We start from the raw sequence: 14,660 nt of genomic DNA on the forward strand, positions 1-14,660 counted from the left end.
AAATATGTTCGTATCATATCGTTGGTTACAAGAGTATGTAGATATTAAAGATGTAACAGCACAAGAACTAGCAGACAAAATCACGAAAAGTGGTATTGAAGTAGAAGGTGTTGAAGTATTAAATAAAGGTGTAAAAGGTGTTGTAGTTGGTCACGTATTAGAATGTGAAAAACACCCAGAAGCTGATAAATTAAGCAAATGCTTAATCGATATCGGTGAAGAAGAACCAGTACAAATTATTTGTGGTGCTGCTAACATTGCAAAAGGTTTAAAAGTACCAGTTGCAAAAGTTGGTGCTGTACTTCCTGGTAACTTCAAAATTAAAAAAGCAAAACTACGTGGTGAAGCTTCTCACGGTATGGTTTGTGCTCTTCAAGAGCTTGGCATTGATGGAAAGTTCGTTTCAAAAGAATACGCAGATGGTATCTTCATCTTCCCAAGTGACGCTGAAGTTGGTGCGGATGCACTTGAAATTTTAAACTTACATGATGAAGTACTTGAGCTTGGTTTAACACCAAACCGTGCAGATTGCTTAAACATGTTAGGTGTAGCATATGAAGTAGCTGCTATTTACGGACGTGAAGTGAAACTTCCAGCTATCGACTTACAAGAAACAACAGAAAAAACTTCTGATTACATTTCTGTAAGCGTAGAAGCGAAAGAAGAAAATCCATTATACATTGCAAAAATGGTGAAGAACGTAAAAATTGGCCCATCACCAATGTGGATGCAAACGCGCCTTATGGCAGCTGGCATTCGTCCAATTAGCAATGTAGTTGATATTACAAACTACATTTTAATGGAATACGGTCAACCGTTACATGCATTTGATTACGATAAATTAGGTTCAAAAGAAATCGTTGTTCGTCTAGCAACAGAAGGCGAAAAGATTCAAACGTTAGATGATCAAGAACGTGCATTACAAAGCCATCACCTTGTGATTACAAATGGTACAAAAGCTTTAGCTGTTGCTGGTGTAATGGGCGGGGCTGATTCTGAAGTTACAAATGATACAGTAAACGTTCTAATTGAGTCTGCATACTTTGCAGGTCAAACAGTACGCCGTACATCAAAAGACTTAGGTCTTCGTAGTGAATCAAGCGCACGTTTCGAAAAAGGAATCGACCCAACACGTACATTCGAAGCAATTCAACACGCAGCTGCTTTAATGGCGAAATACGCTGGCGGTGAAGCACTTGAAGGTGTAGTAGAAGCTGATAACTTACAAGTAGAAGAGCGTACAGTATCCGTTACTGCTGAAAAAGTAAACCGTGTATTAGGTACAAATATTTCTGCGAGTGAAATGGGTACAATGTTCACAAACTTGAAATTCCCATTCACAGAAGTAGAAGGAACATTCCATGTAAATGTACCAGCACGTCGTCCTGATATTACAATTTCAGAAGACTTAGTAGAAGAAGTGGGCCGTCTATACGGTTATGACCACATTCCAGTTACATTACCTTCTGGAACGATGACTCGTGGTAAATTAACAGCAGCACAAACGAAACGTCGTAAAGTACGTCGCTTCCTAGAAGGTGCTGGTTTATATGAAGCAATCACGTATTCATTAACAAGCGCTGACAAAGCGAAACAATACATGGTTGAGCCAAACGAAAAAGCACCTGTAAACCTTTCACTTCCAATGAGCGAAGAGCGTAGCCAACTTCGTTTAAGCTTAGTACCACAATTGTTAGAAGCAGTTTCATACAATGTTGCTCGTAAAAACGACAGCGTTGCTTTATATGAAGTAGGTTCTATCTTCTTACCAACAGAAGCAGGAGAACTTCCGAAAGAAGAACAACATCTTGCAGGTGTTATGACAGGCCTTGCTCTTCACCATGCATGGCAAGGTGAGAAGAAAGTTGTAGACTTCTTCGTAGTTAAAGGTGTGTTAGAAGGATTATTCGACGTACTAGGCGTTGCAAATCAAATCACATATGCACCAACAAAACGTGAAGGCATGCACCCAGGCCGTACAGCTGACATCGTATTAGATGGCGAAGTAATTGGTTTCATTGGTCAATTGCACCCTGAAGCAGAAAAACAATTAGATGTGAAAGATACATTCGTATTCGAACTATCTCTTGCAAAAGTATTCGGTGCAGACGTGGAAGAAACTTACTACTTAGCAATTCCACGTTTCCCATCTATGACACGTGATATGGCTGTTGTAGTAACAAAAGAAACAAAAGCTGGTGAAATGAAGCAAGTCATTGCTGAAGCTGGCGGAGAACTTCTGAAAGACGTAACACTATTTGACTTATACGAAGGTGAAAAAATGGAAGAAGGCAAGAAATCACTTGCATTCTCTATGAACTACTTCGATGCAGAACGTACATTAACAGACGAAGAAGTAACAGAAGCACATAACCGTGTATTAACAGCGGTAGAAGAGAAATTTGGTGCGGAGTTACGTAAATAATAAGAAATTGCCGGATTCATTCCGGCAATTTTTTTTATGGAACGATTGTCGAAAAGTGTCGGTAGGTCGATATTCTGTGTCGAACCGCCGATATATTTAAAGTTACGGTTGATATATTATGAAAATCGCTGATATATTTGGAGTTACGGTTGATATATTGTAAAAATCGCCGATATATTTTCTGGCGTCTTGCATCTTTCTCTCGAATGTAGTACATTAATTTTAGTTTAACAAAATGAAAGACGATGATAAGGAAAAGTAGTATATACTATAATCCAAAGCGAGTCAGGGGCGGTGAGAGCCTGATGAGGCGGTATATGTGAAGAACACCTTGGAGTTGCTAACCGAAATTGAAGCTTGTATTCAAGAGTAGATTTAGACGGGAATCCGGCCTGTTACAAACCGGGAAGTATGTATTACATACGAGTTAAAGTTGGTCTTTATGACAAATTGGGTGGTACCGCGAAGTTTAACCTTTCGTCCCTTTATGGATGAAAGGTTTTTTTGTATTTAAATACATGAGTAAAGGAGCATTTCACTATGGAAAACACATTAGTAAAAAGTCTGTATAGAGATACAGAAAAGTATGCAGATCAAACAGTACAAGTATCAGGGTGGATTCGTAACTTACGTGATTCAAAAGCATTTGGTTTCATCGAATTAAACGACGGTAGCTTCTTCAAAAGCGTTCAAATCGTTTTCGATACAGAATTAGAAAACTTCAAAGAAATTGCAAAGCTTCCACTTAGCTCTTCAGTTAAAGTAGAAGGTAAAGTAATTGCAACGCCTGGAGCGAAGCAACCATTTGAAATTAAAGCAGAAAAAATTGATATCGAGGGCTTATCAGATTCTGATTACCCACTTCAAAAGAAGCGTCACACATTTGAATACTTACGTACAATCGCTCACTTACGCCCAAGAACAAATGCATTCTCTGCAACGTTCCGTGTACGTTCTATCGCAGCATTTGCAATTCACCAGTTCTTCCAAGAGCGTGGATTCGTACATGTTCACACACCAATCATCACTGGTAGTGATACAGAAGGTGCTGGCGAAATGTTCCGCGTAACAACGCAAGATTTAAACAACGTACCAAAAGGTGAAGACGGACAAGTTGACGAATCAAAAGACTTCTTCGGCAAAGAAACAAACTTAACAGTAAGTGGACAGCTGAACGCTGAAGCTTATGCGTTAGCATTCCGTGATGTTTACACATTCGGACCTACATTCCGTGCAGAAAATTCAAACACAACTCGCCACGCAGCTGAGTTCTGGATGGTTGAGCCTGAGATTGCATTCGCTGAATTAGGTGACGTAATGAACCTTACAGAAGATATGCTGAAATATGCAATGAAATACGTACTAGAACATGCACCAGAAGAAATGGAATTCTTCAACAGCTTCGTTGACAAAACAGTTCTAGAGCGCATGAACAACGTAATTAACTCTGACTTCGGCCGCATCACTTATACAGAAGCAATTAAAGTGCTTCAAGAGTCAGGCGCTGACTTCAAATACCCAGTAGAATGGGGTATTGACTTACAAACAGAGCACGAAAGATACTTATCAGAAGAAATCTTTAAACGCCCTGTATTCGTAACTGACTATCCGAAAGACATTAAAGCATTCTACATGCGCTTAAATGAAGACGGTAAAACAGTAGCTGCTACTGACCTTCTAGTTCCTGGCATCGGCGAATTAATCGGCGGAAGCCAACGTGAAGAAAGAATGGACGTTTTAGTAGACAGAATTAAAGAACTAGGTATGAACGAAGAGGACTACTGGTGGTACTTAGAACTTAGAAAATACGGCGGTACAAAACACGCTGGATTCGGTCTAGGTTTCGAGCGCTTCCTAATGTACATCACTGGCATGGCTAACATCCGTGACGTAATTCCATTCCCAAGAACTCCAGGTTCTTCTGAATTCTAAAATATAAAAAAAAGCGAGAGCAATTGCTCTCGTTTTTTTTTATTGGAAAAGGGTGTAATTAGAACTCGAATTTTATAAAGTATTTTACGATTGAGAAAGATGTTGTTCAAAGTTTCCTTCTCACTTCATATATAAGTAAAATGAATGCGACATTTATGGGGAAGGGGTTTTGATGCAATGGGGGACATTCCAAGTCATACAAAGTGGACTTTGCGTGACAAGTATATAGTAATCACTGGTGCAACAAGTGGTATTGGATTAGCGGCAGCTAAAGTATTTGCAGAACGTGGTGCCAAGCTAGGAATCATTGCTCGTAATGAAGTGAAAGCGAATGATGTGATGACTCAAATTGAAAATTTAACGAATGGGAATGCAGTAGTAGATATATTTTTCGCTGATATGGCTTCCCAACAATCTATACGCCAGGTAGCTACTGAGATTTTAGAAAGGTGTCCGAGAATTGATATATTAGTGAATAATGCTGGAGCTTTATTTCAAACAAGGCAACTTACAGAGGACGGTTTGGAGATGACTTGGGCGGTAAACCATTTAGGTCCATTCTTACTTACTAATTTACTGTTGGGGCGTTTAAAAGAAAGTGCTCCTGCTCGTGTTATCACCACCGCATCTCACGGTCACAAAATGGCTAAAAAGGGAATTGATTTCGGTGATTTAGATGCAGAACAACTTTATCGTGGTGTTAAGAAGTTTATGGGCGGTCCTACCATGCGTTATGCTCAATCAAAATTAGCAAATATTTTATTTACCGCTGAATTGGCAAGGCAGTTGGAAGGGACGGGTGTTAGTGCATACAGCTTTGACCCAGGGCTAGTGGCTACGAATTTCAACCAACATAATGGTCTAGTTGCTCGCTTAACGATGGCAGCAATGAAACCTTTCTCGCGTACGCCTGAGGAAGGTGCTGAAACTTTAATATGGCTAGCAGAATCAACTGGAGTTACTAATCATAGTGGCTGTTACTATGCCGATAAGCAAATCGGAAAAACGTCTGAAGCTGCCTTGGATAAAGATGCCGCAAAACGTCTATGGGACATTAGTGAAAAACAGATAGGAGAGTAAATGAGTGTTTGTTCATATGGCTATGTTGAATAGTTTTTTACCCTTAAGTAAAAAGTAATCTTGGGGGTGAGTACAATGAGTAAAAAAGTGAAAACAGATCATTCTAGATCAGTCCTAGGTTCTCCAGAGGTGGAAGGACAAGGAACAACAACGCATGAAACGGGTTCTCATAAAGTACCTTCATCAAATAAGAAGCAGAAGCGAAGTTAAATATGAAGAAGGGGAGTCATGGAGACTCTCCTTTTTTACTTAATAAAGAATGTTGTATATTAGCGATTCGAAACAGCATATTAATTTGCCCATATTTCATTCATAAAAGGCGAAAAGAATTCAATTCTTTTCGCCTTGTTTAGTTCATAAAAATCCTGTCGATACTAAAAAGTAGTTATTTTTTCAATAAGCGAAACGCCTTCTCTGTATTAGCAAAATGCAGTTTCACAAACTCAGGTAGTCTTTCTTTTCCGACTTTCTGAATTAATTTAGCAGCGGCAATATCAACTTGTTTACCGGCACCTTTTGGAAGTGGCATACCAGCTTTTTTACTTAGTTCATCAAACTGTTTTACGAATGAGTAACGGGCTAAAATGGAAGCGGCAGCTACTGCTAAATGGACACTTTCACCTTTTGTAGCGAAGTAAACATTTTCACGCTGTACCTGTTTTTGTTTTGCTAAATATTTATAGTATGTATCAGGTTGTGTGAATTGGTCGATTAAGATGCCTTCTGGTTTTGTTGGGGCCATTTTTGCTAATAAGTTTGTAATTGCTTTATTGTGTAGTAAAGCTTTTAGCTTACCTTGATTATTTCCTTTATCAAACAGCTCGTTATATTTTTCGTTATGAAGGACAAGAGAGCTGTAAGGAACAACGTGTAGAAGTTGTTTCGCAATCGCAGTAATTTGATCATCATTTAAGTTTTTAGAGTCTTTTACACCAAGTTCTTTTAAAAGTGGAATTTGCTTCGCATCCACATATACAGCAACTACTGTCATCGGTCCGAAGTAATCACCAGTACCAACTTCATCAGACCCTACGATAGACATTGTACCGATGGAAGTAGGCGGTGCATAACGGTGTGAATCAACAGATTTTTTTACAGCTGTTTTAGGTGTTTGAGAGACAGTTTGCCAACGAGAAGCTTCTGCCTCAGCACGTCCACCTTGGAACATTACTTTTCCAGATTTATATGCTGTAATTGTGCAAGATGGCACCTTTGCCATAAAGATACCGCCTTGCGGAATTTTCGGGCTTAGCGCTTGTTTATATTGTTGTTTCATGTCTTCAATTACTGTAGAACTTGTTTGTATTACGATAGAATTTGACAATATGGTCGCTCCTTTTTTTATATTGTTATTTTTATCATATCGGATTGTTCTTTCTGTTTCCATATTATGATGGTTCATGGTATTATAAACTTTAGGATTCTGTACGTGATTGGAGGCCGGTGAGTTGTCACAACAAAAGGGAAATAAAAGTCGAATTAATGTAGAAATATATGGCCAACAGTATTCAGTTGTTGGCGATGAAAGTACAAGTCATATCCGCATGGTAGCAGCGATTGTGGATGATAAAATGCGCGAACTCAATGCCAAGAATCCTTCGCTTGATACGAGTAGACTAGCGGTATTGACGGCGGTAAACGTCATACACGATTACATAAAATTAAAAGAAGAACATGAAAAATTGAAAGAAAGTATGACAAAAAAAGGAATGGAATAACATGATTGATATTATTATCATTTTACTGCTTGTTATGGGATTTTTCCTGGGCTTACGCAGAGGGTTTATTCTGCAACTTGTAAAGCTAACAAGCTTCATTATCGCATACCTTGTTGCATACTGGTACTGTAAAGATTTAGCGCCAGCACTTGCGAAATTTATTCCGTATCCATTTGATAAAAACGTATCTGTTCCAGAATGGATTGATGCAAATAATATTGAAACTGTATTTTATCAAGCGATTGCGTTTATCGTATTATTTATTATTACAAAAATCGCACTTTCATTGCTTGGTAATTTGTTAAATATGTTTGCAGAAATACCGGTTTTAAAGCAAGTAAATGCGTTTGCGGGGGCAATCCTCGGATTTTTAGAAGTATACATTATTTTGTTTGTCTTAATTATCGTTGGAAATATTCTTCCGATTGAACAAGTACAAACACCATTACAAAAATCATCAATTAGCAAAATAATTGTAGACGATACACCGATTCTTTCTGAAAAGGTGAAGGAGCTATGGCAGACAGGTAGCAAAGTATAACTTCTCTTTTTTCGGAAAGAGAAGTTTTTTTCTATGAAAGAAAGGCGGGGCAATGATGAAAGTAAATAAAAAACAAGTTATCAAATTACTGGAAACAATTGGACTTTTTATGGAATTGAAGGGTGCGAATCCATTTAAAATATCTGCATTTCGTAAAGCAGCAGCAGCGTTAGAAAGTGATGATCGTAGTCTTTCTGAAATTGAAGATTTTACAAAGATTCCGGGCATCGGAAAAGGAACGGCGGCAGTTATTCAAGAATATATAGAGTCGGGAACATCCGAAGTATTACAAGAGCTTGAAAAAGAAGTACCGAGCAGTTTATTACCGTTATTAAAACTTCCAGGCCTTGGTGGTAAGAAGGTAGCTAAGCTATATAAAGAACTTGGTGTTGTTGATATGGACTCGCTAAAAGCTGTTTGTGAAGAAAATAAAGTACAAGCTTTAGCAGGTTTCGGTAAGAAAACAGAAGAGAAAATATTAGAAGCAATCGATCAAGTAGGATCTCGTCCAGAGCGTTTACCAATTGCGATGGTATTGCCTATTGCCGGGGAAATAGAGGAGAAATTGTCGAATATTGCTGAAGTGATTCGTTTCTCTCGCGCTGGTAGCTTACGCCGTGTTCGTGAGACAGTGAAGGATTTAGACTTCATTATTGCAACGACAGAACCAGCTGCAGTACGTGAGCATTTACTGAAATTCGATAATATGATTGAAGTAATCGCAAGTGGAGATACGAAAGTTTCTGTTCGTCTTCAATATGAATATGATATTTCAATTGATTTCCGCTTAGTAAAACCAGAAGAGTTTATTACAACTCTTCACCATTTCACAGGATCAAAAGATCATAACGTGAAAATGCGCCAAATTGCAAAAGATAAGGGCCAAAAAATTAGTGAGTACGGTGTGGAAAACTTAGAAACAGGCGAAGTGAAAACATTTGACACAGAAGAGGAATTCTTCGCTCATTTCGGTCTTCCATTTATCCCGCCAGAAGTGCGTGAAGATGGAAAAGAAATTGAATTAATTAAAGAGTATCCAAACTTAATTCAATTCTCTGATATACAAGGTGATTTACATATGCATACAACATGGAGTGACGGTGCTTTTTCCATTGAGGAAATGGTACAAGCATGCCGTGCCCGTGGATATAAGTTTATGGCGATTACGGACCATTCACAATACTTAAAAGTAGCGAACGGTTTAACGAAAGAGCGTCTTCGCGAACAAGCGAAAGAAATTGAGCGCATGAATGAAAAGTATCCAGACATTACAATTTTACGCGGAATTGAAATGGACATTTTACCAGATGCCTCGCTTGATTTTGATGACGAAGTATTAGCAGAATTAGATTATGTTATTGGAGCTATCCATTCTAGCTTCTCACAAGACCGCGAAACGATTATGAAACGACTTCGCACTGCACTTGAAAATAAGCATGTCACGATGATTGCTCATCCGACAGGACGTCTTCTTGGTCGCCGTGAGGGGTATGATGTAGATACAGATTTACTAATCGAACTTGCGAAAGAAACAAATACAGTTCTAGAATTAAACGCCAATCCGAATCGTCTAGATTTAAGCGCGAAACTATTAAAGCAAGCACAAGATGCCGGTGTAAAAGTAGCGATTAATACGGATGCTCATACGCTTGAAATGTTAGAAGATATGGAAACAGGTGTAGCAGCAGCGCGTAAAGGTTGGATTCAAAAAGATAACGTGATTAACACGTGGGATATTGAACGTTTATTAGACTATATTAAACGTAATAAGTAACACAAGGGGGACCTGCAACATGTTAGAAAGAACGTTGCGTGTATTAGAATACAATAAAGTAAAAGAACAATTACTTGAACATACAGCATCTTCACTTGGTCGTGATAAAGTGAAGCATTTAGTGCCGAGCACTGATTTTGAAGAAATTGTAGAGATGCAAGATACAACGGATGAAGCAGCGAAAGTCATTCGTTTAAAAGGTAGTGCACCATTAGGTGGTATTACGGATATTCGCTCAAATGTGAAGCGTGCAAAGATCGGAAGTATGTTAAGCCCAAATGAACTACTGGATATTGCTAATACGATGTACGGTAGTCGTAATATGAAACGTTTCATTGAAGATATGGTTGATAATGGTGTCGAGCTTCCAATTTTAGAAACTCATGTCGCTCAAATTGTATCTTTATATGACTTAGAAAAGAAAATTACAAATTGCATCGGTGATGGCGGTGAAGTAGTCGATAGCGCAAGTGATAAACTGCGTGGTATTCGTACTCAAATTCGTACCGCGGAAAGTCGTATTCGTGAAAAGTTAGAAAATATGACGCGTTCTTCAAACGCGCAAAAGATGTTATCAGATGCAATTGTAACGATTCGTAATGAACGATACGTAATCCCGGTAAAACAAGAATACCGCGGCGTATATGGCGGTATTGTTCACGATCAATCAGCTTCTGGACAAACGTTATTTATTGAACCACAAGTAATTGTAGAATTAAATAACGCACTTCAAGAAGCACGTGTGAAAGAAAAACAAGAAATCGAACGCATTTTATTGATGTTAACAGAAGAAGTGGCAGTAGAAGCTGATATCGTTTTATCGAACGTAGAAGTAGTTGCAAATCTTGATTTCATTTTTGCGAAAGCTTTTTATGCGAAGCGAATTAAAGCAACGAAGCCAATCGTAAATAATGAGCGCTATATGGATTTAAGACAAGCACGTCATCCGCTTATCGATCCGGAAATTATTGTGCCAAATAACATTATGCTCGGTAAAGACTTCACGACAATTGTTATTACAGGACCGAATACAGGTGGTAAAACAGTTACACTAAAAACTGTTGGTATTTGTGTATTAATGGCCCAGTCTGGTCTTCACATTCCAGTAATGGATGAATCAGAGATTTGTGTATTTAAAAATATCTTTGCTGATATCGGTGATGAGCAATCGATTGAGCAAAGTTTAAGTACGTTCTCCTCACATATGGTGAACATTGTTGATATTTTAGAAAAAGCGGATTTTGAAAGCTTAGTTTTATTCGATGAATTAGGTGCTGGAACAGACCCACAAGAAGGGGCTGCATTAGCAATTTCGATTTTAGATGAAGTATGTAACCGTGGTGCTCGCGTTGTTGCTACAACGCATTACCCAGAATTAAAAGCATACGGATATAACCGTGAGCAAGTTATTAATGCGAGCGTTGAGTTCGACGTGAACACGTTAAGCCCAACGTATAAATTATTAATCGGCGTACCAGGACGTAGTAACGCCTTTGAAATTTCGAAACGCCTTGGATTATCTGATCGCGTTATTGACCAAGCACGTAACCACATTAGTACAGATACAAATAAAATTGAAAATATGATTGCGAAGTTAGAAGAAAGTCAAAAGAACGCAGAGCGTGACTGGAACGAAGCAGAAGCGCTTCGTAAACAATCTGAAAAACTTCATCGTGAATTACAACGTCAAATTGTTGAATTTAACGAAGATCGTGATGAGCGATTATTAAAAGCGCAAAAAGAAGGCGAAGAAAAAGTCGAAGCTGCGAAGAAAGAAGCAGAAGGCATTATTCAAGAACTGCGTCAATTGCGCAAAGCACAGCTTGTAAATGTGAAAGACCATGAGCTTATTGAAGCGAAGAGCCGTCTAGAAGGCGCAGCACCAGAGCTCGTGAAGAAACAAAAAGTAAACGTGAAAAACACAGCGCCGAAACAACAATTACGCGCAGGTGATGAAGTAAAAGTATTAACGTTCGGTCAAAAAGGTCAACTACTTGAAAAAGTAAGTGATACAGAGTGGAGCGTACAAATTGGTATTCTGAAGATGAAAGTGAAAGAATCCAATATGGAATACATTAATACACCGAAGCAAACAGAGAAAAAAGCTGTCGCAAGTGTGAAGGGTAGAGATTACCACGTTTCGCTAGAGCTTGATCTTCGCGGTGAACGTTATGAAGATGCAATGATGCGCGTTGAGAAATACTTAGATGATGCCCAGCTTGCAAGCTATCCACGCGTTTCAATCATTCACGGTAAAGGAACAGGAGCGCTTCGCCAAGGTGTACAAGATTACTTGAAGAAACACCGCGGTGTGAAGAACTTCCGTTACGGTGACATGGGCGAGGGAGGCCTAGGCGTAACAGTTGTCGAATTAAAATAGCAAACAAACAACCAAACAAAAGGGGAAACCATTATATGTTTATGGACAAACTTGCAAAAGTATTGTTAGCTTGTTGTGGAATATTTTTGGTGATTGGGGTTATTTATTTAGTTGTTTTTGCGAAGTAAAGGAGCGTCAATCGTGGCATAATGATATTGCCATAGATTGACGCTTTTAATATATATGAAAAGGAATAAGCTATGAAAATCAACCAATACATAAGCGAAGCAAAATCCTGCTCAAGACGTGAAACAGACCGCCTTATTAAAGCAGGACGCGTGGCTATTAACGGCGAAATATGTACGCACGGTGCAATCGTGAGCGATGGTGATGTTGTAACGATTGATGGAAAGATTATTGCAAAAGAAGAGAAAAAAAAGGTGTATATCGCCTTTCATAAGCCGGTCGGAATTACTTGTACAGCAGCTGATCATATTGAAGATAATATTATTGATTATATCAATTATCCAGAGCGGATTTTTCCTGTTGGACGATTAGATAAAGCATCAGAGGGCCTTATTTTATTAACGAATGATGGCGCGATTGCGAATCAAATTTTACACGGAGATCATGAGCATGAGAAAGAATATGTTGTGACGGTTGATAAGCCTTTTACAGATTGGTTTATTGATGAGATGTCCAGCGGTGTAAAGATTAAAGATGGCATGACGAAGCCATGTAAAGTGACGAGAGTCGATCAGTCAACATTTCGTATCGTTTTAACGCAAGGGATGAACAGGCAAATTCGTAGAATGAGCCGTGCTTTCGGGTTTACTGTAACAAAGTTAAAGCGAGTGCGCATTATGAATATAGAGCTAAAGGAGCTTGAAGTAGGAAAATGGAGGATTGTTACATCTGAGGAATTAGAAATATTAATTGATCAGTTATAGGGAGAAAAGTTTTCTCCCTATATTTTTTTGTCAGAAAAAATAAAACTATTGATTTTTTTGAAAATAGCTCATATAATAAAAAACAACAAGTTTCGACAAAATATTTTATAAAAGTAATGATGAGGACATGAGTTGTATTTTACGATTCTCAGAGAGGGAAGCCTTAGGCTGTGAGCTTCCTAATACGAAAAGACAAGCTTACCACCTCTAAACTTCGAGAGTGAACTGCATACATGATGCATTGTAATTCTTGGCGGATAAAACCGTTATCAATTTACACGAGCTATAAAATGAGCTTATTTCGCTATAAATTCATTTTATTAGAATAAGGGTGGAACCACGATTTCAGCACTCGTCCCTTTGTTAGGGACGGGTGTTTTTTGCGTTCTTTTATAGGGAAGTACGCTTGAAAGGGAACATGTGACGGATTTTAATTCAGAATATTTTGATAATTAATCATTTTAGGGGGTTAGTAGAAATGAAATCATCTTTAAAGTTTTCAGAGATGTTTGCAATAAGTTTAATGTTATTTGCACTATTTTTCGGTGCAGGTAACATGATTTTCCCACCAGCGTTAGGGCAAGGTGCTGGAACAGATGTATGGATCGCGTTGTTTGGTTTTATCGTAACAGGCGTTGGATTGCCTTTATTAGGAGTAATTGTTATAGCCTTAAAGGGAGATATTAACGAGCTAGCGGGACGTGTACATCCTGTATTTGCACTTGTTTTTATTACTGCAATTTATTTATGTTTAGGTGTGTTTGTAAGTGTCCCACGTACAGGAACAGTTGCTTATGAAATGAGTGTTGCACCGTTTTTACCAAGTGGGATAGCTGGTCAAGCATATCCACTTGTTATCTTTACATTTATTTTCTTTGCAGTAACTTTCTATTTAGCTTTAAATCCATCGAAATTAGTGGGACGCATTGGTAAAGTGTTAACTCCAATTTTGTTAGCCGTTATTGCAATTATCGTAGTGAAAGCACTTATTACACCAATGGGAGAGTTTGGTGCACCGACAGAAGCATATAGTGCTCCTCTTTTTAAAGGTTTTATTGACGGATATTTAACTTTAGATGGACTTGCAGCACTTGTATTCGGAAATGTTGTCATTAATGCTTTAAAAGCAAAAGGTGTTACAAATAAGAACAGCATTGCGAAAGTAACAATCTTTGCAGGATTTATTGCAGCACTTGGTTTACTACTTGTGTATTTAGTACTTGCTTACCTTGGGGCTTCTAGTGTATCTCTTGGAATGGGCGCAAACGGAGGAATTATTTTAACAAACGTTGTGAATCATTTATTTGGAAGTTACGGAACTTTATTACTAGGTATCGCAATTACAGCAGCATGTTTAACAACTTCTGTAGGTATTGTTGCTGCTTGTGGAGAATACTTTTCTTCCTTATTACCGAAGCTTTCATATCAAAAAGTTGTTTTCATTTTCTGTGTATTAGCATTTATGGTAGCAAATCTTGGTTTAACTCAGTTAAACGCATTAGCATTACCAATCTTAATCGCAATTTATCCAATTGGTATTGTGCTTATCGTATTATCACTTGTTGAAAATTACGTTCGTCTTCCATTAGCGATGTATGTAGGAGGTATTGTAGGAGCGTTCGCAATCAGTTTCTTTGATGGGTTGCACAATGCAAAGCTTCAAATTGCAGCGTTAGCACCTATTTTAGATAAGATTCCATTATATAGTGTAGGGATTGGCTGGTTAGTTCCAGGTATGATCGGTATAGGATTTGGTTATGTAGTTTCTAAGTTTCAAAAGCATGAAATTGCTGTAGAAAAATAGAGAAAAGAGGCTTTCTATAATAGAAAGTCTCTTTTTTTTAGAAAAAGTCGTATATAGAGAAATTTAGATATTAAAAAATTTATACGTAATATAGTTGACAAAAAATTTATGAGTAG

At 38.1% G+C, this 14,660-nt stretch carries 11 protein-coding genes and 2 other annotated features; of the genes, 10 read left to right on the top strand and 1 reads right to left on the bottom strand.

From position 1 onward, the window contains the following. Nucleotides 1-4 precede the first annotated feature (4 nt). From pheT to COC96_RS12735, 4 genes are all read left to right on the top strand, one after another. Nucleotides 5-2,425: a phenylalanine--tRNA ligase subunit beta gene (gene pheT, locus COC96_RS12720; RefSeq protein WP_098768889.1), complete on the top strand. Its 2,421-nt coding sequence runs from the start codon at nt 5-7 to the stop codon at nt 2,423-2,425. Nucleotides 2,426-2,661: 236 nt separating this feature from the next. After that, nucleotides 2,662-2,913 (top strand) — a binding site (T-box leader). A 52-nt stretch (nt 2,914-2,965) separates the two neighbouring features. Beyond that, nucleotides 2,966-4,357 (top strand): asparagine--tRNA ligase, encoded by a 1,392-nt coding sequence (gene asnS / locus COC96_RS12725; RefSeq protein ID WP_000432184.1) that lies wholly within the window; start codon nt 2,966-2,968, stop codon nt 4,355-4,357. A 177-nt stretch (nt 4,358-4,534) separates the two neighbouring features. Continuing rightward, the gene (locus COC96_RS12730; protein ID WP_098768890.1) at nt 4,535-5,437 is read left to right on the top strand and encodes an SDR family oxidoreductase; all 903 of its coding nucleotides are present in this window, start codon (nt 4,535-4,537) and stop codon (nt 5,435-5,437) included. Between the two features lie 75 nt (nt 5,438-5,512). Next, the gene (locus tag COC96_RS12735; protein WP_002138569.1) at nt 5,513-5,647 is read left to right on the top strand and encodes a YuzL family protein; all 135 of its coding nucleotides are present in this window, start codon (nt 5,513-5,515) and stop codon (nt 5,645-5,647) included. Between the two features lie 175 nt (nt 5,648-5,822). Here the strand turns inward: COC96_RS12735 and rnhC are convergent, their stop codons facing one another. Further along, nucleotides 5,823-6,761: a ribonuclease HIII gene (gene rnhC / locus COC96_RS12740; protein ID WP_098268812.1), complete on the bottom strand. Its 939-nt coding sequence runs from the start codon at nt 6,759-6,761 to the stop codon at nt 5,823-5,825. Between the two features lie 124 nt (nt 6,762-6,885). On the opposite strand from rnhC, the gene zapA reads away from it, so the two are divergent. The 6 genes from zapA (at nt 6,886) to brnQ6 (ending at nt 14,544) form a co-directional block, all read left to right on the top strand. Beyond that, nucleotides 6,886-7,155, top strand: a complete 270-nt coding sequence (gene zapA, locus COC96_RS12745; RefSeq protein WP_000082703.1) for a cell division protein ZapA — start codon at nt 6,886-6,888, stop codon at nt 7,153-7,155. A gap of 1 nt (nt 7,156) precedes the next feature. Next, nucleotides 7,157-7,696: a CvpA family protein gene (locus COC96_RS12750; RefSeq protein WP_098268811.1), complete on the top strand. Its 540-nt coding sequence runs from the start codon at nt 7,157-7,159 to the stop codon at nt 7,694-7,696. 55 nt (nt 7,697-7,751) lie between these two features. Next, on the top strand, nt 7,752-9,470 hold the full coding sequence (polX, locus tag COC96_RS12755) for a DNA polymerase/3'-5' exonuclease PolX (protein ID WP_098768891.1): 1,719 nt from the start codon (nt 7,752-7,754) through the stop codon (nt 9,468-9,470). Nucleotides 9,471-9,489: 19 nt separating this feature from the next. Continuing rightward, on the top strand, nt 9,490-11,850 hold the full coding sequence (locus COC96_RS12760) for an endonuclease MutS2 (protein ID WP_098268809.1): 2,361 nt from the start codon (nt 9,490-9,492) through the stop codon (nt 11,848-11,850). Nucleotides 11,851-12,050: 200 nt separating this feature from the next. Then, entirely contained in the window at nt 12,051-12,740 is a 690-nt protein-coding gene (locus COC96_RS12770; RefSeq protein ID WP_098268808.1) for a 23S rRNA pseudouridine(2604) synthase RluF, read from the top strand. Nucleotides 12,741-12,847: 107 nt separating this feature from the next. Beyond that, nucleotides 12,848-13,103, top strand: a binding site (T-box leader). Between the two features lie 115 nt (nt 13,104-13,218). Continuing rightward, nucleotides 13,219-14,544 carry a branched-chain amino acid transport system II carrier protein BrnQ6 gene (gene brnQ6 / locus COC96_RS12775; RefSeq protein ID WP_098768892.1) on the top strand — a complete coding sequence of 442 codons (1,326 nt, stop codon included), beginning with the start codon at nt 13,219-13,221 and terminating at the stop codon, nt 14,542-14,544. Nucleotides 14,545-14,660 lie beyond the last annotated feature (116 nt).

It is taken from the genome of Bacillus cereus (genome assembly GCF_002577405.1).
GTDB classification, from domain to species: Bacteria; Bacillota; Bacilli; order Bacillales; family Bacillaceae_G; genus Bacillus_A; species Bacillus_A cereus_AU.

Coding starts and splice junctions, on each gene's coding strand:
- COC96_RS12750 (WP_098268811.1), top strand. CDS start 7,157: ATGATTGATATTATTATCATTTTACTGCTTGTTATGGGATTTTTCCTG.
- COC96_RS12730 (WP_098768890.1), top strand. CDS start 4,535: ATGGGGGACATTCCAAGTCATACAAAGTGGACTTTGCGTGACAAGTAT.
- COC96_RS12760 (WP_098268809.1), top strand. CDS start 9,490: ATGTTAGAAAGAACGTTGCGTGTATTAGAATACAATAAAGTAAAAGAA.
- pheT (WP_098768889.1), top strand. CDS start 5: ATGTTCGTATCATATCGTTGGTTACAAGAGTATGTAGATATTAAAGAT.
- COC96_RS12735 (WP_002138569.1), top strand. CDS start 5,513: ATGAGTAAAAAAGTGAAAACAGATCATTCTAGATCAGTCCTAGGTTCT.
- COC96_RS12770 (WP_098268808.1), top strand. CDS start 12,051: ATGAAAATCAACCAATACATAAGCGAAGCAAAATCCTGCTCAAGACGT.
- polX (WP_098768891.1), top strand. CDS start 7,752: ATGAAAGTAAATAAAAAACAAGTTATCAAATTACTGGAAACAATTGGA.
- brnQ6 (WP_098768892.1), top strand. CDS start 13,219: ATGAAATCATCTTTAAAGTTTTCAGAGATGTTTGCAATAAGTTTAATG.
- asnS (WP_000432184.1), top strand. CDS start 2,966: ATGGAAAACACATTAGTAAAAAGTCTGTATAGAGATACAGAAAAGTAT.